Annotated in this window: 18 protein-coding genes and 18 tRNA genes; 29 read left to right on the top strand and 7 right to left on the bottom strand. The window is 42.7% G+C overall.

The features are described from left to right. The first annotated feature begins 130 nt into the window (after positions 1-130). Both petE and petJ read left to right on the top strand, forming a co-directional pair. Positions 131-550, top strand: coding sequence for a plastocyanin (gene petE, locus GNF10_RS12935; protein WP_185584886.1), 420 nt, complete (start codon positions 131-133; stop codon positions 548-550). Between the two features lie 245 nt (positions 551-795). Then, positions 796-1,140 carry a cytochrome c6 PetJ gene (gene petJ / locus GNF10_RS12930; RefSeq protein WP_185584887.1) on the top strand — a complete coding sequence of 115 codons (345 nt, stop codon included), beginning with the start codon at positions 796-798 and terminating at the stop codon, positions 1,138-1,140. 227 nt (positions 1,141-1,367) lie between these two features. Here the strand turns inward: petJ and GNF10_RS12925 are convergent, their stop codons facing one another. Beyond that, positions 1,368-2,882: a hypothetical protein gene (locus GNF10_RS12925; RefSeq protein ID WP_185584888.1), complete on the bottom strand. Its 1,515-nt coding sequence runs from the start codon at positions 2,880-2,882 to the stop codon at positions 1,368-1,370. Positions 2,883-3,500: 618 nt separating this feature from the next. On the opposite strand from GNF10_RS12925, the gene GNF10_RS12920 reads away from it, so the two are divergent. Continuing rightward, complete coding sequence (locus GNF10_RS12920; protein ID WP_185584889.1) at positions 3,501-4,196, top strand: triacylglycerol lipase; 696 nt, start codon at positions 3,501-3,503, stop codon at positions 4,194-4,196. A 315-nt stretch (positions 4,197-4,511) separates the two neighbouring features. Further along, positions 4,512-5,171: a cytochrome b N-terminal domain-containing protein gene (locus GNF10_RS12915; protein WP_185584890.1), complete on the top strand. Its 660-nt coding sequence runs from the start codon at positions 4,512-4,514 to the stop codon at positions 5,169-5,171. A gap of 195 nt (positions 5,172-5,366) precedes the next feature. Here the strand turns inward: GNF10_RS12915 and GNF10_RS12910 are convergent, their stop codons facing one another. After that, on the bottom strand, positions 5,367-7,277 hold the full coding sequence (locus GNF10_RS12910) for a sodium:proton antiporter (protein ID WP_185584891.1): 1,911 nt from the start codon (positions 7,275-7,277) through the stop codon (positions 5,367-5,369). A 327-nt stretch (positions 7,278-7,604) separates the two neighbouring features. Between GNF10_RS12910 and GNF10_RS12905 the strand changes: the two genes are divergently transcribed. Beyond that, positions 7,605-7,677, top strand: a tRNA-Glu gene (locus tag GNF10_RS12905). Positions 7,678-7,758: 81 nt separating this feature from the next. On the opposite strand, the gene GNF10_RS12900 is transcribed toward GNF10_RS12905, so the two are convergent. The 3 genes from GNF10_RS12900 to GNF10_RS12890 form a co-directional block, all read right to left on the bottom strand. Beyond that, the gene (locus GNF10_RS12900; protein WP_185584892.1) at positions 7,759-8,367 is read right to left on the bottom strand and encodes an SRPBCC family protein; all 609 of its coding nucleotides are present in this window, start codon (positions 8,365-8,367) and stop codon (positions 7,759-7,761) included. An 8-nt stretch (positions 8,368-8,375) separates the two neighbouring features. Then, entirely contained in the window at positions 8,376-10,397 is a 2,022-nt protein-coding gene (locus GNF10_RS12895; protein ID WP_185584893.1) for a GAF domain-containing protein, read from the bottom strand. A gap of 902 nt (positions 10,398-11,299) precedes the next feature. After that, the gene (locus GNF10_RS12890) at positions 11,300-11,635 is read right to left on the bottom strand and encodes a hypothetical protein (protein ID WP_012409307.1); all 336 of its coding nucleotides are present in this window, start codon (positions 11,633-11,635) and stop codon (positions 11,300-11,302) included. Between the two features lie 71 nt (positions 11,636-11,706). Between GNF10_RS12890 and GNF10_RS38530 the strand changes: the two genes are divergently transcribed. The 3 genes from GNF10_RS38530 (at position 11,707) to GNF10_RS12880 (ending at position 13,005) form a co-directional block, all read left to right on the top strand. Further along, positions 11,707-11,958 carry a hypothetical protein gene (locus GNF10_RS38530; protein ID WP_311774152.1) on the top strand — a complete coding sequence of 84 codons (252 nt, stop codon included), beginning with the start codon at positions 11,707-11,709 and terminating at the stop codon, positions 11,956-11,958. Positions 11,959-12,092: 134 nt separating this feature from the next. Then, a complete protein-coding gene (locus GNF10_RS12885) occupies positions 12,093-12,599 on the top strand; it encodes an HNH endonuclease (protein ID WP_185581361.1) in 507 nt (168 codons plus the stop codon). A 16-nt stretch (positions 12,600-12,615) separates the two neighbouring features. Then, positions 12,616-13,005, top strand: coding sequence for an alr0857 family protein (locus tag GNF10_RS12880; RefSeq protein ID WP_185581358.1), 390 nt, complete (start codon positions 12,616-12,618; stop codon positions 13,003-13,005). Between the two features lie 31 nt (positions 13,006-13,036). Here GNF10_RS12880 and GNF10_RS12875 read toward each other — a convergent pair whose 3' ends face one another. Then, positions 13,037-13,879, bottom strand: coding sequence for a polysaccharide deacetylase family protein (locus GNF10_RS12875; RefSeq protein WP_185581359.1), 843 nt, complete (start codon positions 13,877-13,879; stop codon positions 13,037-13,039). A gap of 194 nt (positions 13,880-14,073) precedes the next feature. Here GNF10_RS12875 and GNF10_RS12870 point away from each other — a divergent pair, with 194 nt between their 5' ends. The 19 genes from GNF10_RS12870 to GNF10_RS12775 all read left to right on the top strand — a co-directional run bounded on the left by GNF10_RS12870 (position 14,074) and on the right by GNF10_RS12775 (position 17,319). After that, the gene (locus tag GNF10_RS12870) at positions 14,074-14,268 is read left to right on the top strand and encodes a hypothetical protein (RefSeq protein ID WP_185581360.1); all 195 of its coding nucleotides are present in this window, start codon (positions 14,074-14,076) and stop codon (positions 14,266-14,268) included. A 111-nt stretch (positions 14,269-14,379) separates the two neighbouring features. Further along, positions 14,380-14,453, top strand: a tRNA-Asp gene (locus GNF10_RS12865). Between the two features lie 4 nt (positions 14,454-14,457). Next, positions 14,458-14,534, top strand: a tRNA-Glu gene (locus GNF10_RS12860). 3 nt (positions 14,535-14,537) lie between these two features. Next, a tRNA-Cys gene (locus GNF10_RS12855) sits at positions 14,538-14,611 on the top strand. A gap of 10 nt (positions 14,612-14,621) precedes the next feature. Further along, a tRNA-Ile gene (locus tag GNF10_RS12850) sits at positions 14,622-14,696 on the top strand. A 3-nt stretch (positions 14,697-14,699) separates the two neighbouring features. After that, positions 14,700-14,771: transfer RNA gene (locus tag GNF10_RS12845), tRNA-Trp, on the top strand. A gap of 91 nt (positions 14,772-14,862) precedes the next feature. After that, positions 14,863-14,933: transfer RNA gene (locus GNF10_RS12840), tRNA-Glu, on the top strand. Positions 14,934-14,941: 8 nt separating this feature from the next. After that, positions 14,942-15,063 (top strand) — tRNA-Tyr (locus GNF10_RS12835). A 4-nt stretch (positions 15,064-15,067) separates the two neighbouring features. Continuing rightward, positions 15,068-15,157: transfer RNA gene (locus GNF10_RS12830), tRNA-Ser, on the top strand. 4 nt (positions 15,158-15,161) lie between these two features. Beyond that, positions 15,162-15,255, top strand: a tRNA-Arg gene (locus GNF10_RS12825). 20 nt (positions 15,256-15,275) lie between these two features. Next, positions 15,276-15,350: transfer RNA gene (locus tag GNF10_RS12820), tRNA-Phe, on the top strand. Between the two features lie 6 nt (positions 15,351-15,356). Then, a tRNA-Asn gene (locus GNF10_RS12815) sits at positions 15,357-15,431 on the top strand. 5 nt (positions 15,432-15,436) lie between these two features. After that, positions 15,437-15,512, top strand: a tRNA-Gln gene (locus GNF10_RS12810). 62 nt (positions 15,513-15,574) lie between these two features. After that, the gene (locus GNF10_RS38525) at positions 15,575-16,456 is read left to right on the top strand and encodes an HNH endonuclease signature motif containing protein (RefSeq protein WP_185584510.1); all 882 of its coding nucleotides are present in this window, start codon (positions 15,575-15,577) and stop codon (positions 16,454-16,456) included. Between the two features lie 107 nt (positions 16,457-16,563). Further along, a tRNA-Arg gene (locus GNF10_RS12800) sits at positions 16,564-16,637 on the top strand. 6 nt (positions 16,638-16,643) lie between these two features. Next, a tRNA-Ala gene (locus GNF10_RS12795) sits at positions 16,644-16,720 on the top strand. 5 nt (positions 16,721-16,725) lie between these two features. Beyond that, a tRNA-Ala gene (locus GNF10_RS12790) sits at positions 16,726-16,799 on the top strand. A 6-nt stretch (positions 16,800-16,805) separates the two neighbouring features. Next, a tRNA-His gene (locus GNF10_RS12785) sits at positions 16,806-16,879 on the top strand. 369 nt (positions 16,880-17,248) lie between these two features. Continuing rightward, positions 17,249-17,319, top strand: a tRNA-Lys gene (locus tag GNF10_RS12775). A gap of 265 nt (positions 17,320-17,584) precedes the next feature. On the opposite strand, the gene nagZ is transcribed toward GNF10_RS12775, so the two are convergent. Further along, positions 17,585-18,673, bottom strand: a complete 1,089-nt coding sequence (gene nagZ / locus GNF10_RS12770; RefSeq protein WP_185584488.1) for a beta-N-acetylhexosaminidase — start codon at positions 18,671-18,673, stop codon at positions 17,585-17,587. A 362-nt stretch (positions 18,674-19,035) separates the two neighbouring features. On the opposite strand from nagZ, the gene pds reads away from it, so the two are divergent. Both pds and crtB read left to right on the top strand, forming a co-directional pair. After that, positions 19,036-20,475 (top strand): 15-cis-phytoene desaturase, encoded by a 1,440-nt coding sequence (gene pds, locus GNF10_RS12765; RefSeq protein WP_185584490.1) that lies wholly within the window; start codon positions 19,036-19,038, stop codon positions 20,473-20,475. Continuing rightward, positions 20,459-21,391 carry a 15-cis-phytoene synthase CrtB gene (gene crtB, locus GNF10_RS12760; RefSeq protein ID WP_185584492.1) on the top strand — a complete coding sequence of 311 codons (933 nt, stop codon included), beginning with the start codon at positions 20,459-20,461 and terminating at the stop codon, positions 21,389-21,391. The genes pds and crtB overlap by 17 nt, the downstream gene beginning before the upstream one ends. Positions 21,392-21,481: the final 90 nt, after the last annotated feature.

The following is a 21,481-nucleotide window of genomic DNA, read 5'->3' as shown; positions in this document are numbered from 1 at the left end:
TTCACAGCTTTTTGCAATAAATTACTCCCCATTTCTTAAAAAAAAATTGTATCTATGACAGATTGTCATATTTGGTGTTGATTTTATTTAAAATGAGAAAGGAAAAAAAATTGTTTGTTAGGAGAGAGCCATGAAATTGATTTCGGCAAGCTTGCGACGCTTTAGTTTAGCTGTGTTGACAATCATTTTAGTTGTTAGCAGTTTTGCAGTTTTTACTCCCAGCGCTTCTGCTGAAACCTACCAGGTGAAATTGGGTACTGATAAAGGAATGCTAGCATTTGAACCGAAAAAGTTGACAATTAAACCAGGTGATACAGTTGAATGGGTAAACAATAAAGTTCCTCCCCACAACGTTGTGTTTGATGCAGCCAAAAACCCTGCTAAAGATGCCGCTTTAGCAAAATCTCTTTCTCATAAGACTTTGCTGATGAGTGCTGGTAAAAAGGAAACAACCACCTTCCCCGCAGATGCACCTGCTGGTGACTACACCTTCTACTGCGAACCTCACCGTGGTGCTGGTATGGTTGGTACAATAACTGTCCAAGGCTAGAAACGTCTTTGTTGACAGAAGATAATTTCTCTCTGTGAAATTACCTCATAGCAACACGCCACGCTCCTAGAGTGACGCACACAATGGATAAATGGCGGTAACGAGTCTTATCGTCCCCTAAAACGCTAAACAACCTGTAGCGATTGAGGGATGAATTCGTTACCGCCAATTTTGATCAAATTTGACTTAATCAGGGATTAATCACGTTTATACTCTTGCTGGAGGCTTGTTGCGAGGAAATTCTCTTGAGAATACTTTTATTAATTTTAATGATAGCGATCGCTCTATTCAAATTGACATTCATTAGTCCAGCACTCGCTGCCGAAACATCCAACGGTGCTAAAATTTTCGAGGCTAACTGCGCTTCTTGCCATATAGGTGGCGGTAATATCCTTATTAGCCAGAAAACCCTGAAAAAGGAAGCATTGTCAAAATACCTAGAAAATTATGATGGCGACTCAATCGAGGCGATTATCCACCAAGTCCAAAATGGTAAAAATGCCATGCCTGCCTTTAAAGGAAAGTTAAGTGCTGAAGAGATCCTGGAGGTAGCTGCTTACGTTTTTCAGAATGCAGAACAAGGCTGGTAAGCTCTCAATTGTATGTAATATAGACTACTCTTAGGGGCATAACAATACTCGCCAGAGTGGATGAAATAGAGCCTCTGGCACCCTGACGCGAATGCAACTACATAAACTTAGCCACAGGAAGTAGACTAAGGAAAATTTAAAACCCACGGAGGTGGGTTTTAATTGTATAGATGCAGTTTATAACCGCCCTTTTAACTGATTTTTAATCCCAAATCACCAGCAAGTGATTATTTTTCTGGATTAGACTTGTCTCTGTTTTCCTTGACTTCACGCAACCGTTCTACTAGTTTTTTATCCGATTCAGTAGAGGGTGTGGGTGTGGTCTGAATCTTATTGACTCTTGGTAACACTAAGGGTTCGGAAGTATTAGCTGCTGATGAAGGTGTAAGGTTATTTCTGATTTGCAATCCAGATAATGGTTTGGGGGTAGCTGCGGGTGTTAACACAGGCTGATTGCCATTTACTCCCGGTGCAGCTAATGGTTTAAGAATACTTGTTGATGAAGGCGCAATCTGGTTATTTCTGATTCGCAGATCAGGAAATGGTTTAGAAGTAGCTGCTGGTAAAGGGGTAAGCTGATTGTTATTGATGCCAGGTGTAGATAATGGAGTAGTCCCAGTGCTGTTGCTAGTGCTGTTTTGGAAATTTAGGTTAAATGGATAGGAACTAATCCGTTTATCTCCCTTGGGGGATTCCTTGTTGAAGTATTCCCTAGCTTTTAATTGTAATTCCGGGGAAACTAACTTGTCTTGAAACTTGATATCTAGAACCTTACCATCAGGGTCTACTACTAATACACCCAAAACAGAGCCTTGAAGATTTGGTTTATCGGTAGGTAATGTTTGGCGAATGACTGGTTTTTGTTCTGCGTTGGGGTATTGTTGCTGAACTTCTTTTCTCAGGTTTGCGTAGGAATCTAGCTGTGCAATTGCCAACTCAGTGCCTTTTGGAGATAAATCAGGCGCTTGTGACGTGGTTCCCCTAATTAGGGTTAAGCTATCTCCAGCCCTCGGAGCTTGTTTTAAAGAATTTATAAGCTGGTTTTGAGCTATCTTAGACGCATTATTAACCGGCTGCGTTATTTGTGGAGCGATATTTCCCTGTACTGGTGTAATAGGGTTAGCGTTAGAAAGGTTCTGAGATTGAGAATTTTGCAGAATATCATTAGGTATTTGCTGCGACTGCAATATTGGCAACCTATTTACATCTAACGGCTTAGATGCCTCGTATTTGGTATCAGTGACATTTACACGAGGAACTGATGGAGTAAATTTGGGGCTGCTATTGAATTTAGAGTTGTCAAATTTAGAAGCATCAAATCGCAAATTATCACTAGGAATCATCCGCAAAGACTGTCTTGTAGGCAACGAGGAGACTCGATAGTTATTCGATGATGGGGGTAGCGGAGGCAGTACTAGTTGGCTGCCGGATGGCGGTGCTGCCAATGGGGGCAATCCAGTTTGAGTGCTAAAGTTAGACGCAGAAAGTGGCGCTATTGGAGGAAGTTGTTGTAAACCAATTTTGGGGGTGCTTTCTGGCAAACGACTTTGATCCGCTTGGCTCAATTCCAAAAGCCCGACGCTTTTTGATGATGCTGTATCTTTGGGTTTGCTAGAATCCATAGGCATCAATGGCACAATCATAGCGATCGCACCGTGGATGCCAAGAGAAGCTATAGCTGCTATTCCAATTGGCTGGCTTAAGAGTTCTGGTATATTTTTAAACAAGGAGACGTAAGACATAGTTGTTATCGTTCACTCGGCTCAGTTGCAGTTGACTAACGATTTTCTCTTCCCGACTATATTGCAAAATATCGCAATATATGCATCCCTCTAAGGAAATAATAATTTCCTCTCATGGCAATGAAAACGCCAAAATTGCCATTTATTCAGGTTTGTAATTGTTTAATAACGCTGGTTCATATCTTCAAACTTGAGCTTGCTAAAGAGATATTTGAAAAATTACTACTTTTGATTTGTTATTTTTATGACGCACACAATTAAAATTAATATCTGGGATATTTATTAAAGTTTAAGTCAAGATACAACTCTGAGTACATCAAAACATCTGTTGAAGTTGCCTTGTTTTTTTACGCTTTTCCAGTCAACTAGGCTTCTGTAACAGATGGCACATTTGCTTGTCCGAGACTAGTGCCTATGTGAGAATACTACCACATCAGCAGCCCCGAAAACTGTTGTAAATTGTACAATTTTATTGAAATTCTGTCCTAAACACCACCAAAGCTATTTGGGTTTTTATAAAAGGAGTTCAGTTGGGCGATCGCAATTATAGCTTTTGATTTTTGACTACTTATTTGTAAAAAAGTTTCAAACCTTCAATTATTACATCAAAAATTTAAAATGCCGTTACCGACAGTTATTGTACCGGGATATCTAGAAAGCGCGATCGCTTACCGCCAACTAGAACAATCCTTACAACAGTTAAATTTTCCCACGGTTACAGTCCCACTGCGACGGCGCGACTGGCTACCCACTATTGGCGGAAGACCTGTAACACCGATTTTACAAAAACTCGACCTGACAATCAAGCATATATTGCAGCAATATAATGCTACCCAAGTTAACTTAATTGGTCACTCAGCCGGAGGTTGGATATCCCGCATTTACATGGGAGAAAAGCCTTATATGGTCGGCAGTGCCGCTAAACCCTCGCTTTGGAAAGCGCATCCTTTGGTTGCAACTCTCATCACCTTGGGTACACCCCATATTAGCCAAGAACGCTGGACACGCTCAAATCTAGATTTTGTAACCAATAACTACCCAGGAGCTTTTTATAAAAACGTTCGTTACGTTTGTGTGGCTGGTAAAACTATCTTTGGGGAAAAGCGGCGTGGTAGCTGGTTAGCTTACAGTAGTTACCAATTAACCTGTGGTAAGGGCAACACTTGGGGAGATGGCATCACACCAATTGAAGCTGCTCATCTAGAAGGCGCAGAAAATCTGGTAGTTGAAGGTGTGAGACATTCTCCGAGAAGTCCTGGAATTTGGTATGGCTCACCAGAACCCTTAAAAGCTTGGGTGCAATATTTGATTTAACCCAGGACTTACGCAAAAAATAGCCCAAACCCTAATTTCCAGGTAGGGACAATTCATGAATTGCCTCTACCGCGTGTACCATGCGGCAAGCCACTTTTCTACAAGACGCTTTGCGAATGCGTCTACATGAATTGCCCCTACCAAAGAATCATGGTTTGGGCTATTAGCCTCAACCTGAAGCCTGAGGCAGGCTAGTTAACTTATCAGATATATCAAAAAAATTTATTTTTCTTTGATAACTGCAACATCTATTAACATTTCTTAGTTAAAATTAGAAAGGAATAAATACCTAGTTAAGAACAGGAGGGGTGAGCTATGCAAAGCACCCAGTTCGATAGGATTATGCGACGAATAGCGACAATATTGTCAGTCGTGATTTTGACTTTGTGCTTAATTTATGTTTCTACGGGAGTTTTGCTGTCTTTTTACTATGAACCGACAGCAGGCGGTGCATATAACTCCTTAAAGATGATTAATACACAAGTGCCATACGGGTGGTTGTTTTGGAGAGCGCATAATATTGCTGGTAACGCGGTAATTGCGATCGCTCTAATTCAAATTGTGGTGATGTTTTTAGGTCGCCAATTCCGCAAGAGTTGGCTGACTGCTTGGATTAGCGGGATTTTGTTGACCTTAAGTGCGATCGGGCTAGACTGGACAGCGATGATCTTAGATTGGACTCAGGAAGGATACTGGCGTTTCAACATAGAATTGGGAACGATTGAAGCTATTCCTTTTATTGGTGGACAACTGCGCGAAATCCTAACTGGGGGTGGAGCGATTAATACAGTTACTGTCGAACACCTTTACACAATACACAGTTATCTAATTGCGGTGGCGACGCTAATTCTTGCCATCGTGCATCTATCTGCTTTACTGTGGCAGGAATGGCAAATGTATCAAGAAGCGCCAAGATCAGAAATTGGTAATTTGCAACAACCACCAGAAGGCGAATTTATTCCTTCCCAAAGCTAATAAAGAGTCAAGAAGAGGCAGGAGGCAAGGAGGAGAAGCCCCTAAATTTATTTATGGGCTTGATTATTTCTTGTGCCATACATCTTGAAATAAATTAAGCATAAATAGATTTATTTCCTTTGAAACCCTCTATTGCTGCAAAATTACAGCATCTTCTCCCTTGCCCCCTGCCCCCTGCTCCCCTGCCTCCCTGCCTCATCCCCCAGAAGCCTCACTAGCGGACAATTGGACGAGGGATAGGTCTTCAACCTCCGCTAACTTTTCTAGAGAGAGGGGAGTGGATTGGGTAGCACCAGATAAACGTTTTAAAAGGCTAGGTCTGGGGTCATGCAATAGGTAAATAATGCGATCGCCAATTTCCCAATCTTGGTTAACTGGAATTACCTGTAAGCGTTCTTCTCGTTCTACCAATAGCGGTATCAACACCCCAGTCCGAATCTTTTCTTGAATGCGATCGCACTGAGTAGAAAATTCTAGCTCATTTAGCGTAGTTGTCCCCAGTTTGACTCGCCCATCATTTAAATATTCATTCCAAGTTTTAATCGCTAAGTCTGGGATAAAAGCTTGATTAACTTTATTACTAACCGAAATACTCGCTTGCGGATCGCGGGGGAAAACAGCTAAGACGCGCGGGGGCTTAAATTCCTCGGCTGCTCGTTGAGCCAAAACAAAATTCACCTCACCATTACTTGTCATCGCCAAAAAAGTCCCCATCGAAGCAAGTCCCGCCTCTTCTAAAACAGCAGCATCTAACCCACTGCTGGCAATCACTCGCAGATTTTGCGTCTCAGCTTGAACAAGACATTCGGGGTCAGTATCAATCATGACCACATTTTCTCCCCGTTCTTGAAAGAACCGGGCAATCAAAAGACTCAATGGGTTACAACCCACAATCACTACCCCAGTTATATCCTTAGAGGTGATTTGCAACCATTTGGCAACCCAGCCAGCAGTTAGCCCTTGGCAGACTACAGTCATGATAATTGTCAAAAAGACTAAAGCTTTGATGGAATCACCGCCGTTAATGCCACGCTGGGTAAGGGAAATTGCAAAAAAAGAAGCTACAGAAGCCGCAACAATTCCTCTAGGAGCAACCCAGCTTAAAAAAAGTTTCTGTCGCCAATTTAAATCACTGTTCCAGGTACACAACAGAATATTAATCGGGCGAACGACAAACATTAATACCAAAACAGTGAATAAACTACCCCAGCCCAAAGCAAACACACTAGCAATGGATAGATCGGCAGCTAATAAGATAAATAGCACCGAGACGCTGAGAATTGTTAGCTGACCTTTAAAGCTCCGTAACAGACGTTCTTCCGGGACTGAGGAGTTAGCAAAGACTGCTCCTGCAACTACTGTTGTCATGACTCCCGATTCACTGCGGATCATTTGCGATAAGGCAAACAAACCCCAAAGTATCGCCAACACCACTAAGTTTTTTAGCTCGAATGACAGAAAGCTGGCGCGTTTGAAAATCAAGCTCATCAGATAACCGCCAGCACCACCAATTGCCGCACCAACACCCAGGCGTATTAATAAACCAACGATCGCATTAATTGGATCGGCATCGCCGTTCAAAATCGTATCGAGGACAACGAAGGCGAGAATCGCTCCTACAGGGTCAATTAAAACCCCTTCACCTTCCAAAAGTGTTGCTACTTGCCGATCTACATTGATTTGTTTAAGCAAAGGGCCAACGACGGTTGGGCCTGTCACCACAATGATGGAAGCATAGAGAAAAGCTATATTCCAAGGAAATTCACCCAGCCAGTGAGCAGCCATACTGCCACCAAGTAGTGTGATTAGCGTTCCGAGAGTGACGAGCAATTGTAAGCTGACTGAAACCCTGCCTAACTCTCGCAGATCCAAATTAAGTCCGCCTTCAAACAAAATTATTGCAGTTGCTAGGGCGACAATAACTTCCACTCCAGTGCCCAGCAAATGGGGATGCAATAGCCCTATGCCATCAGAGCCGAACAATATGCCTAACAGCAATAATAAGACGATGCTGGGTATGCGAAAGTATGCAGCCAGCACTTGAGCGCTAATGCCTGCAAAAACAGCGATCGCCATCTGTAGGGTAATTTCAAAAGATGCTTCCATGTTGTAGATTTTGAGCGATTTATTTCAAAATCTTTGGTAAAAAATCGTAGATATTAACTCTACAGGGTACAACATCATACCCTTTTGTCCTTGGCAGAATTTACCGTTTTTTCTATCTGAGCTTCTCTCGAAGTTCCCAGGGACAAACGTTGATGCACCTTGCGGCTTACCATAAGAGCTTCTACGAAATCCTTTTTGTTTCTCCATCTCTTTGTATCCTTTTCAAGCTTTAGCCACCACCCAGTTTAGCTGCCAAAAACTTTTTTTCGCAAAAGCTGTTGACAATAGCTAGAAAATTAGTTAATTTATAAAAGGTCTGAGTCCGATGCCCCCATCGTCTAGAGGCCTAGGACACCTCCCTTTCACGGAGGTAACGGGGATTCGAATTCCCCTGGGGGTACTTAAAAAAGTAGAAGCGTGTCTTTCTACAATTTGATAAATTAAAACGCTCGTTCAGGATTATTTCTGAACGAGCGTTTAATTATATATACGGTTGTTTGCTGGCTAACTCTTCTACACGTTGGTGAATAGCCACAAGATTCAACCGTAGGTCTTTACTCAGGCGGTTTTCAATGATTCCCACAGGCATGGTGAGTTTAGGCCAAACTTGAATTGTGTAGCAAAGATTTGTTCCTATACACTCACCAAGGGAATAAGGCTCTAAACACCAGCTACCAGAAAAACCTTTAAAATCTCCCTCTACCATCCGAAAATTAATTTCTTTGGGGAAACATTCTTCCAAATCCAGAACCACCCGCGCCGAAAAGTTGAAATTTAGTAAGCGCTGGGAGCCTACTTGCTCCAGTCTAATTCCACCGTTGGGATGCTCTATTAGACGACTCTTAGCGAGGTTGGGGAGAAAGTCAGGTAAGGCTTCATAATCTGTCAAAACCTTCCAAATTTTTTCCACTGGTTGGGGGATTTGGACTTTGGCGCTGATTTGTCGCTGTCGCTCTGCTATTTTCTGAATTTGAACTTCTACCTTAGCTGCCAAAGCGACTAGATCAGCGCTCAAATCTCCTTCAAGATTGGTGTCATCACTAGGAGACTGGAAATCAAGTTTCTCTGTTGGGTTCTGTTCTTTAGTCACGTTCAGAATTATGGTTTGCTTTCGTCAGAAAATTGGGGCAGAGTCAGGGTGAAGCAAATTTCGCTCTGTTCAGAATCCAAGATTGGGAGACTTTCAACTGCGATCGCTCCATTCAAATGCTGCACTAAAGACTTGACTAGAGCAAGCCCCAAGCCAGTCCCTGGAGTCCAACGCCCTTTTCCACGACGGAATTTGTCAAAGATGTAGGTTGCTTCTTCTTGAGAGATGGCATGTCCTGTATTCGTCACCTTTATGATAACTTGATCGATTTGTTGATCGACTCGGTGAACAGCTTCTAAATGGACGGTAGTATCATGCTGCGAGTATTTACAGGCATTAGTTAACAACTCTTGCAGGATGCGGTCAAAACTCTCCAGTTCCGTTTGCAGTTTTAGCGATTCTTCTGGTAAATCTACAGAAATCTTTAATCCCTTCTCTGCGAGTTTCTTCTCAAAAGCCACTACTATATCCTGAATTCTAGTATTTAAATCTATAGATTCTAATTGTGGAGCTTCGTGAGGCGACTCTAGTTTCTGGAGTGTTAACAAGTCATTAATTAAGTTGATTTCCTTTGTGCATTCCTGCTCTAGGATATCCATGTATCTAATTTGACGCTCTGGTGCGATTCCTGGCAAACGTAAGTTCCGAATGGACATCAGCATATTTGTCAAAGGATAACGCAAGCGATCGCTCATGTTGCTCAAAAATTCATCTTTGAGTTCATTGAGTTTCCGCAGTTGCTCAACATATTGCCGGGTTCTTTCATGCAACTTTGCCTGGAGTTCTAGACTACTCTGGAGTTTCGCTGTCCGCTCATCTACCAAAGTTTGTACTTGACGCAATGTTTGTGACTGAATTATGGCGTTGCTTACTTGAGCGCAAACCATTTCCACAAGATTTAATTCGGCTGCTTGCCAACTGCGAGTAGTCGCTTGCTGTAGCACCAAAAATCCTAAGATTTTACCTTGACTTTCTAACGGCACTAATAAGACGGCAGGCAATTGCTCGATTGCAAATAATGGAGCAGCTACCGAGGTATCATTTTGCTCTGCATAGTTGTCGAAGATTACTGCTTTTCCAGTATCTATGAAGGGACGCTGGCACAAACCACATTCCGAAAGCAAAAAAGACTGCTGATCTAAGGTTTCTGGTTTAGTAATGCGGGAAATTTGTGTTGCCTTAGCCCATTCACCAACCACTCTAGCTTTCGCTTTCGGAATTTGTTTTTTAGCTTGAGTCCTAAATAGTGGATCGGTATATTTTAGTAGTATAAGTAAACCTCGATCTGCCTGTAGAGATTCGGCAGTAGAGGCGATAACTAACTGGAGCATTTGATTAAGCTCCAAGTTGCTGCGATTCAATAATGTTAATTGCTTGATCAAGCTTTGATACTGATCGCCTTTTTGGAGATATTGTTGTTGATGAGTAATTAGTTTAGCTTGCGCCACTTGAGAAAAAGCGATCGCACAAGCAGACTCTACTTCTTTTAGCAGTTGTTTTTCTGATTCACTCCAATCATAAGGTTGGAATTTAATCAGACTAATCACCCCATTATTATTGCCACCAAACCTGGTTGGAATTGCCAAAACAGCTTTTATGGGTAGGGGTAAATACTGACAACCAATTACCAGACTTTTCTGAATGATGGAAATATCTTCAATGGTTAATGGTTCAGCAGCACATTGCAGCACTGGCGAGTGCATAAGCAATTGTTCCATCGAAAACATCTCTTCTGGATGTGGCAACCCCAAATATTGATCGGCACACCAATTCATAGTACTTGCTTCGTCGGATGTTTCACCCGTTACTGAAACTAAGCAGCAACAATCTACTCCAAAAGCAGTTCCTAGCAATTGGGCAATATCTTGCAACATCAAAGCCGTAGTTGAGGTATTGGCAATGATTTGGTTAATCTTTTGTACCAACTGGTGGGCAGTTTCTTCCTGATGCTGCATCAGCTTGACTTTGTAAGTTTGTAGTCGATCTATGTCATCTACGTACTGTGTCGGCGACCATAAAGGCTTTTTCATTCTTGGCACGCCCTCGGATAATAAATCCATTGTTTTTGCACCCAACCCATTGGCATATTCTTCACCGTTAGTTGTGTTGCGACACCTTGATAATTGACAAATCTTATATGAATACTTTCTCTCACCTGTTATAGCCCTTTTCTATGGCAGATGGCCAAGTTGCTGCTATATAAAGCAAATTGCTACATAGCTAGTGAGATACTTAGGATATTCTAAAATGACCCAGCCTGATTATTTTTGGCTGCTTTATCTTCTTTATATTGAGATAATTAACTAACTTTGATTTAGAATATCCTGTCTGTAAGTATACATAAACCGTAATTTCTCTGGAATCTCAGGAAAATCCCCCAGTCATGACCGTAAAAACACTGGATTGATTTTAAGATTTTTGTAAAATTTTGTTTTTATTTTAGTCCTTTAAGCAGCTATCCTTTGCTCTGTATTTCTTTCAATCAAATATAACTAAGCTAGAGCGTCAAACCAATTTTGGATTTTGGATTTTGCATTGAGACAGACTACTCTCTTAGCTCAGAGCGGGGAATGAACCAAAAAATCTTAAATAATATATATAAAATATAAAATTCGTATCCCCTCAGAATTTCCTTTAATTAAGCTACAAATCTTAACAATAAGTTTTACTCATTGGAGAAAATAAAGCTAAATTCTGAATACAGCCCAATTATTCAGTAATAAGACTTACGTACTGAAAAGCTGAAACCTCGTTTGCGTAGCCCTACTACCCTCTAGAAAACGCCAATTGCTCAACTTGGGTATCCCTAAGTTGAGCAATTGGTTTCCCTTAAACAGGGGGTATCTTAATAGCCCCCTTTTTAAGGGGGTTGGAGCATCTCTTGTACGTCAGCCCTAAATAAAATAACTAGGCTGCATTACCTGAATTAAGACTATCCAGCCAAACTCTCGACACTCAGAGGAACCATATCGCCATTTCTCGTCAGCCCTAACAGCATTGGTTCTTGGGGTTGAATTAGTTGACCTGTTAGTACACAGCGTTCTTCTTGCTGGGCTGTGGCTGCGATGCTAGCTCGAATGTCCGCTCGGGAAAATCGAGGCTTCCATTCACCTGATTTCTGTTGGACATAATTCCAAAGAATATCTCGAATCAGAGCTTGATATCCCTGATTTCCAGCTATTTCTTTGAGCTTATCTTTGAGTTCTCGCTCTAGGCGGATGCTGGTAACTTCCATATCGGTGGTTGGGGTGCGAGCGATCGTATGCATCACTATTTCTCCTTAAAAGTATAGACAGGATAGTAATACAAGTGTAGTATGTTTAAAGGAATGTTCAATAGGTGAAATTTTCTGTGAAATCCATTTTCCCCATATCTACTTCAATTTTGTGCCCTACCAATTGCCGAGCCAGTTGGGAATCAGCTGCTATGGAAGTGGAGTATTTATTTATGGGCGATGGTAGCCGAAATTATGGGCAAATCACAGAGGGTAATTATGATTTTAGACATCTCAGCATAAGTGGGTTGATTGCGAAACCACAACTAGATAAAGAAAGCGGGGGGTACAGGCAAAGGAATGCTGTACCAATATGAGACCAGAGAGTTTTCCGGTCAATTATAACCCCCGCTTCACCCAAACAGGAAGCGGGGGTTTTTTTATAAGGAGTGAAGCTGTGACGATATCTTCTGGTGCGTCCGCTATGCAAACAATGCGCGGCGCGAACGCAATGCAAGTGTTAGAGCAATCTGTGGTGGTGTTTTCTCAAAATTACTTGCCACTGTGTCGGATCAATATCAAGCGGGCGATTGTGCTGTTAGTAACCAACAAAGCTCAACCGTTAGGTTTTACCACAGAAAGCGGATGGCGAGTTCACTCACCCAACTTGGTAATTGATGTACCAAAACATATTCGCTTAACAATCACTTCTAATGAGCGCATGTGGAAAGTTCCGCCAGTGAATCGGCGGGAAGTTTTACGGCGAGATCATCACAGTTGCCAATATTGCGGTAGCGGCAAGCATCTAACACTAGATCATGTGATGCCGCGCTCAAGAGGCGGTTCTCACACTTGGGATAACGTAGTCACAGCTTGTGAGAGATGTAACTCCCGTAAAGGCGATCGCACCCTGTTTGAATCTGGTATGCAATTACGTACCAAACCAAAAGCGCCAATTCACCCCGCGATTTCTTTTGCCGAACAGTTTTGGATAGATATGCAAGCAAGCCTGGAATAGCAGGAGAGCATAAGGAATGCTGAAATTAACTTACACTGAAAGCAGTTTTGATTTGGAACGTCTCACTCTGTCGCTAGAAGAATGGGTAGCGCAGCGAGTGATTTTGGCCCTGCGAGTTGGGCAAAGTTTGTGCATTGAACCTAGTACTGCTTCCTTTTTGCTCCCTATTGATTTGCCAGGAGTAGAAGTGCTTAAGGCTGAGGTAAAAAGAGATGACAGAGAAATTATTGCTCTGTGTGCCTCTGATACCCAATATATGGAAGTCACTCTGCAAGGTTCTTGGCTATCAGATAGTTCTAAGGATGCTGTAGGTGTGTTTTTCACCACTATGAGCGATCGCGCTGAGTTCTTTTTGCACAAACTTTGGCAGGAAGCTCAAGCTTGTGCTTCTGTCATGAGCGAATAAACGAAATAGTAGGGTGAGAAATTCTCACCCTTTATTGCGCCATTTGTAGCAGTTCGGGAATTGTCACAAATCGATAGCCTTGTTGTTTGAGTCCACTGATGATTTGTGGCAAAGCTTCTACTGTTCTGTGGCGATCGCCACCACCGTCATGCATCAAAACAATAGAACCTGGTTTAGCGCCTTTCAAGACATTATTTACAAATGCTTGCGGTTTGGCGTGAGGGTCAGTATCAGCTGAAGTTAGCGACCACATAATGACAGCATCTTTCTGGCTTTTCGCATAAGCGGCTAGTCCATTATTTAAAAAGCCTCCAGGAGGACGAAACAGAGCAGTTTTTACCCCTGTAGTTTTGTATATCAGGTCAGATGTGCGATCGATTTCACTCTTAGCTGTGGCTTCATCCATTCGCCGATACCAATGATGCCAAGTATGGTTGCCAATGGCGTGTCCCTCGGCAACCACTTGTTTAGCTAGGTCGGGATTTGCTTGTAAGGCTTGTCCTACCCAAAAGAATGTCACTTTAACATCATTTTGCTTGAGAATATCCAGCATTTCCAGGGTTGTTTTTGGCCAAGGCCCATCATCAATGCCTAGAGCAATAACCTTTTCGTTGCTGCTCAGTTGAACCTTATAAACTGTTTTTCCTTGAAATTTAGTTGGAACTGTAAATGTAAGGTTTTCTACTTTAAGTGATGGCGGTAGTTCATTAAGTCCCTTTGCTGGATTTTGAACTTCTGCTGCATGGCTTTTGCTGATTGGCTGGTTTAGCCCCAATTTTGGGGAAGTACCAGGGGCAATACTACAAGCTGTAATCGTAGAGGCGATCGCGACAAAACTAATTATCTTTTGTCGCTTGAGGTAGTTGTTTGTCACGTCAGGCTTTTAAAGATCAACCAATCATAAGCTGTAGTTTTGGTTTTAAGAGGTGTGAGTAAGTTGAAATCTAAGCGCAGAAGCTTTTCTAGACAATCTCAAAAAAACTTTCTAAAACCCCTTGACACTTCTTGTAGTATTTTGTAGTATATTTGTAGTGAGGCGAAAGACAAAGCTTCGCAAGGGTCAAAGTCATGTTCTACATACAACTCAAACAGAGGCGCTGGAATCAACCAGAGTCCTCAGTCAAGGAAGCTGCTTCTACTTGTAAACCATCTGAAGTAGAGGCAATCAACCAAAAAAGTTTTAAGTTTGCACTTAGCAAAACCACAGAATACATCCGTAATACACAACAGGCTTGCTACCTAGAGTTTCGGTTGTTTTCCTAACAGTAAAAAGTAAACTTTCTGAACCTTGAAAACTAAATAAGAAATGGGCAAGTTCACCAACAAAAACATCTGCCTAAAAACCTAAAAATTTAGGCACAGATTCAAAAAAATCGGGGTGTAGCTCAACTGGCTAGAGCGTTCCGTTGTCTGCGGAAATGTTGCGGGTTCAAGTCCCGTCACCCTGGTTGTAGTCCTGTAGGCGAATAGTTTAAGCCGTCAGCCTCTCAAGCTGAAGATTGCGAGTGCGAATCTCGTCGGGACTCCCAAATGGTCAGGTAGCCAAGTGGTTGAAGGCGTTGGTCTGCAAAACCGATTAGCGCGGGTTCAAATCCCGCTCTGACCTCTGGTGCGATCGCAGTGTAGCTTAATGGTAAAGCCCCTGGCTCATAACCTGGTATATGCGGGTTCAAGTCCCACCACTGCCACCAAATGCAGGGATGGTGTAACGGCAACACCTCGTGACTCCAAATCGGATGTTCTAGGTTCAAATCCTAGTCCCTGTGTCAGACAATTTTGGATTTTAGATTGCTAATTTTAGATTAAAAAATTTAATCCCAAATCTAAAATTTAAAATCTAAAATTCAGTCAATTATGTCCTCGTGGACGAATGGTTAAGTCAGTGTTCTTTCAAAACACAGATGCGAGTTCAATTCTCGTCGAGGGAATGATTTATGGGTCGGTGGCCGAGTCTGGCTGAAGGCGACAGTCTGTAAAACTGTTCTTTTTGCACGCAGGTACCCTTCCCTTCGGGACGCTCCGCGAACGGGAAGCAAGCTACAAATCCTGCTCGACCCACTATGGAGAGGTGGCTGAGTGGCTAAAAGCGTCCTCCTGCTAAGAGGAAACGGGTAGTTAATACCCGTCGCAGGTTCAAATCCTGTTCTCTCCGTTTTGAGAGTGTGGTGTAACTGGATAACATCTCAGTCTACGAAACTGTAGCTTGCTTCCCGAAGGGTAGATTTGAGGGTTCGATTCCCTCCGCTCTCGTCATCATCTCTCCTTCTTATCCCCCGGTAGCTCAGTTGGTAGTTAGCGCCTGTCTGAAGAACAGGAGGTCGTCGGTTCGATTCCGACCTGGGGGGCTTCGTTGCTTCATAGCTCAATGGTAGAGCAAGCGGCTGTTAACCGCGCGGTTGTAGGTTCGAGTCCTACTGAGGCAGCCATTCATTGCAAGATGGACGATTGGCAAGTCGCCTTGACTCTGAATCAAGGAGAGGTTGGTTCAACCCCAACTCCTGCATCCAACATAAAATTAAGGGCATACTTATTAAATAAAATTAAATAACGTATGACATAGTATGGGGGTATGAGAAGAAATGACATCCTAAAAAAAGAAGCACAAATTAGGCAATGGATTGATGATCATCGTTCTAAAGCTTTTATTTGTCGTCAATTAAATTGCAAACCTCTTACTTTAGATTTTTATCTAGCTAAATTGAACATTGTCTATAAAGGAAATCAAGGTGGAAGAGGACGCAAATCAAATAGGCTAAAGCCAGCAAGTGATTACTGTTACAAAGGGTCAACTATTCAGACGCATAGTTTGAAACTCAAGCTTCTTAGGGATGGTATTAAAGTTCCAAAGTGTGAGTCGTGTCACACTGATACTTGGCTTGATAGTACTATTCCTTTAGAGCTTCATCATATCAATGGAGATCGATATGACAATAGATTGGAAAATCTCCTATTATTATGTCCTAACTGTCACGCTTTGACCGATAACCATGCAGGCAAGGCTCACAAAGATTTAGAGCGAAAGTTAAAATTGGCGGAATCAATAAATGAGATTGAGGTTAACGAACGTTTCATCAGCGTCTTAGTGTTTGATAATTCAGAAAGTCGCGATCGCTGGCACAAAATACCATTAGTACTAAGACAACTTATTAACAATGGAAATGGCATTTATAGTTGTCAATTTGCACACGGAACTTGCTCGTACTGTGGCAAATTACTAACTAGCCCAGATCAAGATACTTACTGTTCTCAGCAATGTTCTAAATTAGCCTCTAGACGAACTGTAAGACCTTCTAAAGAAAAACTAGAAAAAATGATTTGGACTAAACCAACTTCTCAAATAGCAAAAGATTTTGGTGTAAGTGATAAGGCGGTGGAAAAATGGTGTAAAGCTTACGGAATTGAAAAACCGCCTAGAGGTTATTGGGCGAAAAAACAATATTCCAAGCTTTAGATGTGATTGATATTCTTTGATTTTTGCCCCTGTAGCTTCAACGGTAGAGCAAGTGCCTTACAAGCAAGAGGTTGCAGGTTCAATTCCTGCCAGGACTACCAAATATTGGGAGTGTAGCTCAATGGAATAGAGCTTCGAGCTTCTACCTCGAAAGTTGTGGGTTCAAGTCCTACCACTCCCGCCTTATGGGTCTGTAGCTTAATTGGTAAAGCGTCTAACTGGCTGTTAGAAAAATGTCGGTTCAATTCCGACCAGTATCCACCAAATATGGGGTCATAGCTCAAATGGCTAGAGCGCCTGCCTTGCAAGCAGGAGGTTATGGGTTCAATTCCCATTAATTCCACTGATGGTGTCTGAAGCCAAAGTGGTCGAGGCGCTGGTTTGTGGAACCAGTCAAAGCGGGTTCAAGTCCCGTCAGACACCCCTCAATGGAAGATGCCGCTGAATGGACAGCAACTGGTCTTGAAAACCAGGGTATGGGCAACTGTAGGGGTACCCTACGGGAAGCAAGCTACGATTCCTCCATCTTCCTCTTTTCCACCTGGAGCCGAAAAGCGAGGCGCTGTGCTGATAACACAGAAATAGGAGGGGCAGTACCTCCCTGGTGGATTTATATCTAGTGGTCTGTCAAACCCATTTTGATTGACGTTTGGAGAGACGCGATAAATCGCCGTCTCTACAGAAAATTTATTTGTCAATTATTTCTTGACAGACTACTAGTGTTGGTGTTGATAGGCTTGTGATATAAAAAATATCCGATCGCACTTGCTCATTTCTTATTCAAATTAACTAGGGTGGTTGGCATACCGGCTGTGCAGCGGGCTTTTAACTCGCAGAAATAGGTTCGACCCCTATACCACCCACTAAAGAATTAAAAATTAAGAATTAAAAATTGCAATCTTTGTTAGCCTGTTGGTAATTACTAATATGCAACTTGAATGCACATTAGGTTATCCCTGTTTTGTCACTCTCGGAAAACAATAATCTCAGCCTGATTCTGAAAGTTTTATTTCATCAAGGTTTGAGGCTTTATTTTCTAACAGAAACTAAAATTTATAGACAAAACGTGGAAATTAAAGCCCTGTAACCGTTTGGGCGATTGGATTCTCCCACTCTGACAAAAGAGGGTTATGAATAGGAACTAGCGATCGCTAATTGAGCATGTTGCAATAGTATATCTTTATTCAAAATTTCTACGGGATATTGCGGTGTTACTGCCAGTAGTTTATCGATTCTTTCTCTGGCTGCTTCAACTACTGATTCGTCTAAGCTACCGTTGCTGAGGGAATCAACGAAATCTTCAGCAATCTGATAGGTTCTTTCAAGAGATGATGAATTGATATTGCGCGAGACAATAAACAGATCGCAGCCTGCATTAAGCGATCGCGCCACAGTACCAGCTTTCATAAACATATCTGAAATCGCTTTCATATCCAAGTCGTCAGATACAACTACTCCTTTAAAGCCAAGTTCCTCTCGGAGTATGGTTTTGAGGATAGCCTGGGAAAGGGTTGCTGGCACATCAGGATCTATTCTGGGAAATAATATATGGACAGTCATAATCAAAGGTATCTGTACTTCGATTAGAGCTTTGAAAGGTATGAGTTCTCGGAGTCGCAGGTCTTCTAAAGTTAAATTTAGTATTGGTAGCTCAATGTGAGAGTCTTTGCTGGTGTCTCCATGTCCGGGGAAGTGTTTGGCGCATCCCAAAATTCCTGACTCTTGAAGTCCAAAGTAGTAGTCACGGGAATATTTTGCAGCGATTTCGGGAGTGTTACCGAAGGCACGAGGCCCGATGACAGGGTTGTGGGGATGGGAAAAAACATCTGCTACAGGAGCCCAGGATAAATTTATTCCCAATGATTTTAGTTCTGTAGCTGTGGCTTTTGCTACTTCGCGGGCGTGCGATCGCAGCAACAATGCATGAGGAAATCGCGTAATCGGCAATGGTGTGCGAATGACACGGCCTCCTTCATGATCCAGAGTTATAAACATCGAATCACGTTCAGCATATTCTCGTATCTGGCTGTTTAAATCCTTGAAGCTTTCTAGCCAAGCTTGATAGGGAGTGCCATCCAAAAAGTTCTTAGCAAAAAATATCACCCCAATCGGCTTTAATTCACTGAGTGCGCGTTTATCGTCATCGCTTAATGTAGTGCCAGAAATCCCTAGAATCAGGTGATGTCCAAAGCGTTTTAACTCCTGCGATCCACTCATAATTTTTTACCTAACTGAGTTTTTTAATAGCAGTCTATAACCAGTACAATAGATATTTTCTCAGATTAGATACACAGATTTCAAAAGAAATCAACTACTTGTGATATTAGATATTTTAAGTCAAAAGAATTACTTTTATTTCCCGAAATTTCCTACACGTAAATTTAGATAAAATATTCGCCAAAACCTATTGTTAATAATGGTTTTGGTAATTTTGTTAGGCAGGTGGATGTAAGGAAAATCCCCTTGGGCAAAACTTTTTTGGGGAAGCGATCGCACAACAACCGTCAAATGTAACAGATTGCAACGTATAATGAGAATCGACAAAACCATTAAGAAATATTGAAGGGCATTAGGGTTAAATGCGAGTAGCGATCGCGGGTGCTGGTCTAGCAGGACTTTCCTGCGCGAAATATCTCACGGACGCAGGTCATACTCCCATTGTCTTGGAAAGCCGGGACGTACTGGGTGGTCTGGTTGCGGCGTGGAAAGACTCTGACGGCGACTGGTACGAAACCGGGTTACACGCCTTCTTTGGGGCATATCCGAATATGCTCCAAATGCTCAAGGAGTTGGGCATTGAAGATAGACTCCAGTGGAAAGAACATACACTGATTTTTAATCAACCAGACAAGCCTGGAACACTCTCACGTTTTGATGTTCCAGATATTCCATCTCCTTTCAACGTCATTGCATCGATTCTTCGCAACAAAGACATGTTGACTTGGGAGCAGAAGATTCGATTTGCAGTTGGCCTCCTTCCCGCAGTGGTTCGTGGTCAGAAGTATGTTGAAGAGATGGACAAATATAGCTTCTTAGAATGGTTGAAAAGGCAAGGTGTTGACGAGCGGGTAACTAGTGACGTTTTTATCGCCGCATGTAAAGCACTCACCTTTATCAATCCTGATGAAGTTTCCGCAACGATTCTCTTAACTGCACTAAATCGTTTTCTGCAAGAACGATATGGTTCCAAGATTGCATTTTTAGATGGTTCTCCCACAGAACGTCTATGCAGCCCAATCGTAGATTACATCACAGAACGGGGTGGAGAAGTGCGGTTGAATGCGCCCTTGAAAGAAATTTTGCTCAATGCTGATGGCACGGTGAAGGGATACTTGATTCGAGGGTTAAATGGCGCAGAAGATGAAGTTGTTACGGCTGATGCGTATGTATCTGCCATATCAGTCGATCCTTTGAAAGTCATGTTGCCTAAACCTTGGAAGCTGATGGAGTTTTTCAAGAAGCTAGAAGGTTTGGAAGGAGTACCAGTGATTAACCTGCATCTGTGGTTTGACCGAAAACTTACAGAAATTGATCACCTACTTTTTTCGCGATCGCCCCTCCTAAGCGTTTATGCTGATATGAGCAATACCTGCCGTGAATACGCCAACCCCAATCGCTCAATGCTGGAATTAGTTCTAGCTCCGGCAAAAGATTGGATTGCCAAATCCGATGAGGAAATTGTGTCTGCAACGCTTGCTGAATTGGAAAAACTTTTCCCCGACCACTTTGGGGGAGACAATCCAGCAACATTGCTGAAATCTCATGTGGTGAAAACGCCGCGTTCAGTTTACAAAGCGACCCCTGGCCGCCAACAGTACCGTCCCGCACAAGTTACGCCCATTGCCAACTTCTATCTCGCCGGAAGTTATACTATGCAACGCTACTTAGGCAGTATGGAAGGTGCCGTACTTTCTGGTAAGCTGACAGCGCAGGCAATTTCTGAGGCTCTCCCGGTAGCAAATTCCTCAAACCTGCAAACGCTCACCCGACCGCCCGCAACGAATGCTGCAACTGCCTGATTCCCCCCCGCGCATGAAAACGCTGGTCTCTGTAGACGAGTCATACAAACTTTGCCGACATCTCACAGCAAAGTATGCCAAGACTTTTTACCTGGGTACTTTGCTCATGAGTCCGGTAAAACGTCAATCTATTTGGTCAATTTACGCTTGGTGTCGCCGTACAGATGAATTGGTGGATGGGCCCGCATCTGCTATTACCACGCCAGAAACCCTAGACCTATGGGAACAGCAGCTGGAATCGATTTTTGCGGGACAACCATTAGAAAATTACGATGTCGCTTTAGCTGATACCCTCCAGCGCTTTCCGATGGACATTCAGCCCTTTCGGGATATGATTGCCGGTCAGCGCATGGACTTATATCGCAGTCGTTATGAAACCTTTGAGGACTTATACCTCTACTGTTACCGCGTTGCTGGTACTGTTGGCTTAATGTCAACACAAGTCATGGGTGTGGATAGCACCATGTACACCGCTCCGTGGCATCAGAACAAACAACCATATCTTCCCACAGAAGAAGCGATCGCTCTGGGAATTGCCAATCAACTCACCAACATCCTGCGGGATGTGGGAGAAGATGCCAAACGGGGGCGAATCTACATCCCCCTTGAGGACTTGGAAAAATTCAACTACACCGAGCAAGACTTCTTCAAAGGTGTGGTAGATGATCGCTGGCGGGCGCTGATGCGCTTTCAAATTGAACGGGCCCGCCAATTCTATACCACGTCAAACCAGGGAATAACTTATTTAGCATCCGATGCCCGTTGGCCTGTATGGGCAGCATCAATGCTGTACGGTCAGATTTTGGAGGTGATTGAACGCAACGATTATGATGTGTTCAGTCGGCGGGCTTTCGTTCCCCAGTGGAAAAAGTTACGCACCTTGCCCTTAGCTTGGATGCGATCGCAAGTTCTTTAAACAATTAGTCATTTGTCCCTAGTCCTTATTCCTTAGTGGTTTATAAATAACCAACGGCTAATGACAAATGACAAATGACTATTGACTCTT

The organism is Nostoc sp. UCD121 (assembly GCF_014222285.1).
In the GTDB taxonomy this organism is placed as follows: Bacteria; Cyanobacteriota; Cyanobacteriia; order Cyanobacteriales; family Nostocaceae; genus Nostoc.
The sequence above is the reverse complement of the archived record's forward strand: the minus strand, read 5'-3'. Positions and strand labels throughout refer to the sequence as shown.

Coding starts and splice junctions, on each gene's coding strand:
- petE (WP_185584886.1), top strand. CDS start 131: ATGAAATTGATTTCGGCAAGCTTGCGACGCTTTAGTTTAGCTGTGTTG.
- GNF10_RS12925 (WP_185584888.1), bottom strand. CDS start 2,882: ATGTCTTACGTCTCCTTGTTTAAAAATATACCAGAACTCTTAAGCCAG.
- GNF10_RS12920 (WP_185584889.1), top strand. CDS start 3,501: ATGCCGTTACCGACAGTTATTGTACCGGGATATCTAGAAAGCGCGATC.
- GNF10_RS12915 (WP_185584890.1), top strand. CDS start 4,512: ATGCAAAGCACCCAGTTCGATAGGATTATGCGACGAATAGCGACAATA.
- GNF10_RS12910 (WP_185584891.1), bottom strand. CDS start 7,277: ATGGAAGCATCTTTTGAAATTACCCTACAGATGGCGATCGCTGTTTTT.
- GNF10_RS12895 (WP_185584893.1), bottom strand. CDS start 10,397: ATGAAAAAGCCTTTATGGTCGCCGACACAGTACGTAGATGACATAGAT.
- GNF10_RS12890 (WP_012409307.1), bottom strand. CDS start 11,635: ATGCATACGATCGCTCGCACCCCAACCACCGATATGGAAGTTACCAGC.
- GNF10_RS12885 (WP_185581361.1), top strand. CDS start 12,093: ATGCAAGTGTTAGAGCAATCTGTGGTGGTGTTTTCTCAAAATTACTTG.
- GNF10_RS12880 (WP_185581358.1), top strand. CDS start 12,616: ATGCTGAAATTAACTTACACTGAAAGCAGTTTTGATTTGGAACGTCTC.
- GNF10_RS12870 (WP_185581360.1), top strand. CDS start 14,074: ATGTTCTACATACAACTCAAACAGAGGCGCTGGAATCAACCAGAGTCC.
- GNF10_RS38525 (WP_185584510.1), top strand. CDS start 15,575: ATGAGAAGAAATGACATCCTAAAAAAAGAAGCACAAATTAGGCAATGG.
- nagZ (WP_185584488.1), bottom strand. CDS start 18,673: ATGAGTGGATCGCAGGAGTTAAAACGCTTTGGACATCACCTGATTCTA.
- pds (WP_185584490.1), top strand. CDS start 19,036: ATGCGAGTAGCGATCGCGGGTGCTGGTCTAGCAGGACTTTCCTGCGCG.
- crtB (WP_185584492.1), top strand. CDS start 20,459: ATGCTGCAACTGCCTGATTCCCCCCCGCGCATGAAAACGCTGGTCTCT.